The organism is Alcanivorax sp. HI0044 (assembly GCF_001634945.1).
The window spans coordinates 1-720 of sequence record NZ_LWEZ01000674.1 but is presented as its reverse complement, the minus strand read 5'-3'; the positions used below and the strand labels follow the sequence as shown (position 1 = coordinate 720).

Here is a 720-nt window from a genome sequence, read left to right as displayed (position 1 = left end):
GCGGCATTCGCCACCTGCACTCGTTGCCGTTCTATTTCGCCATGCGTTCGGCCATGTGGTGTGCACTGCCAGCATTGGTGGTGCTGGGGCTGTGGCTGGCATTTGATGACAGCATCATTCGTCAGCAGGTGCTGGCCAGTTTGCCGGCGGAACTGCAGCCGACGGATGCGTCCAGTTATAACCTGACGCTCAGCAAAATCCAGAACGTTGCCAGTGGTGCGCTGCCTGTCAATTTCGTGGAGCCGCCCATCGCGGCAGCGGCGGAACATCTGCAGTCATTACGCCAGACCAGCGCCATGGCGCTGACGGTGGTAGTCATTGTGTTGTGCATGTTCGGCGGTGCCTGGGCCTGGCTGAAAGTGTCACCACAACTGCGTGCCCGCCAGCAGGTAGAGCGTGTGCTGCAGACGCTGTTCATGCTCTGCGCCACGGTGGCCATTCTTACCACCGTGGGCATCGTCATGTCGGTGCTGTTCGAATCCATCCGCTTCTTCGGCAAGGTGCCGGTGACGGACTTCCTGTTCGGGTTGCAGTGGAGCCCGCAGACTGCCCTGCGCGCTGACCAGGTGGCATCCGGAGGCGCTTTTGGTGCGGTGCCGTTGTTCATGGGCACCATGCTGATCTCGGCCATTGCCCTGTTGGTGGCAGTGCCGGTGGGCCTGATGTCAGCTATCTACCTGGCAGAGTACGCAAGCAAGCGGGTGCGCACGGTGGCCAAGC

1 protein-coding gene is annotated in these 720 nt (G+C 61.4%); it reads left to right on the top strand.

From position 1 onward, the window contains the following. Positions 1 to 720, top strand: a 720-nt coding sequence (locus tag A3730_RS08205; RefSeq protein ID WP_197477369.1) for a PstC family ABC transporter permease, incomplete at both ends; no start/stop codon positions are given.